Here is a 1,021-nt window from a genome sequence, read left to right as displayed (position 1 = left end):
GGGTGCGGCGGGCCTGCCGGGCGTGTACCCGGGCGGGCTCGACGGGCTGGGCCGCGTGCCCGTGCTCGGCGGCGGCCGTCCGGTCGGCGAGGTCCGTGCAGTCTTCGCGGACGCCTACGCCGAGGGCCGTCGATGAAGGCGGTGCTCCAGCGCGTCACCCGGGCCTCGGTGACGGTGGACGGCGAGGTCGTGGGCGCCATCGACAAGCCCGGCGTCCTGGCGCTGGTCGGCGTCACGCACGACGACGGCCCGGCCCAGGTCGAGACCATCGCCCGTAAGATCGCGGACCTGCGGATCCTGCACGACGAGCAGTCGGTGGCCGACGTCGGCGCACCCGTGCTCGTCGTCAGCCAGTTCACGCTCTACGGCGACGCCCGCAAGGGGCGCCGCCCCACGTGGAACCAGGCGGCGCCGGGGCCGGTCGCCGAGCCGCTCGTGGACGCCGTCGTGTCCGCGCTGCGCGAGCGCGGCCTGACGGTCGAGACCGGCCGGTTCGGTGCCGACATGCAGGTGGAGCTGGTCAACGACGGGCCGGTGACCATCCTGCTGGAGGCCTGACGCCGCGGGGCCTACCCCCGCAGCGCCAGCACCGCCAGCTCCGTGCGGGACCGCACCCCGAGCTTGCGGAAGACCCGCCCCAGGTGCACCTCCACGGTCCGCACCGACACGTAGAGGCTGGCCGCGACCTGCCGGTTGGTCCGGCCCTGCACGACGAGCCGCGCGACGTCCAGCTCGCGCTCCGTGAGCAGGTCGGTCCACTGCCCGCACAGCTCCTCCCCGACGTCGACCACCGGGGCGCCCGCGGGTTCGTCCCGCGGCCGTGTGGGGACCGGGACGGACGCCGCGGCAGGCGGTGGGGGAGGGCTCGCCTGACGGGGCGGCGCCTCCCGCACGAACCCGGGCGTGGTGAGCGCCTGCTCGGCGATGTGCTCCCAGGCCTTGGCACCCGACTCCTCGAACAGCTCGTGCGCGCCGAGCAGGTGCGCGGCGGCGTCCCCGGGCAGGCCGAGCCGGGCGAAGG

General features: G+C 76.1%; 2 protein-coding genes. One reads left to right on the top strand and one right to left on the bottom strand.

Going from position 1 to position 1,021, the window contains the following annotated elements; translation table 11 throughout:
• Positions 1–132: 132 nt before the first annotated feature.
• The gene (gene dtd / locus PROKR_RS09470; RefSeq protein ID WP_036962544.1) at positions 133–558 is read left to right on the top strand and encodes a D-aminoacyl-tRNA deacylase; all 426 of its coding nucleotides are present in this window, start codon (positions 133–135) and stop codon (positions 556–558) included.
• 11 nt (positions 559–569) lie between these two features.
• Here the strand turns inward: dtd and PROKR_RS09465 are convergent.
• On the bottom strand, positions 570–1,021 hold a 452-nt coding region (locus PROKR_RS09465), incomplete at its 5' end, for a response regulator transcription factor (RefSeq protein WP_036962541.1).

The organism is Promicromonospora kroppenstedtii DSM 19349, from assembly GCF_000515355.1.
GTDB lineage: Bacteria > Actinomycetota > Actinomycetes > Actinomycetales > Cellulomonadaceae > Promicromonospora > Promicromonospora kroppenstedtii.
The sequence above is the reverse complement of the archived record's forward strand: the minus strand, read 5'-3'. Positions and strand labels throughout refer to the sequence as shown.

Excerpts from the sequence above, each read along its gene's own strand:
- dtd (WP_036962544.1), top strand. The coding sequence starts at position 133 with ATGAAGGCGGTGCTCCAGCGCGTCACCCGGGCCTCGGTGACGGTGGAC.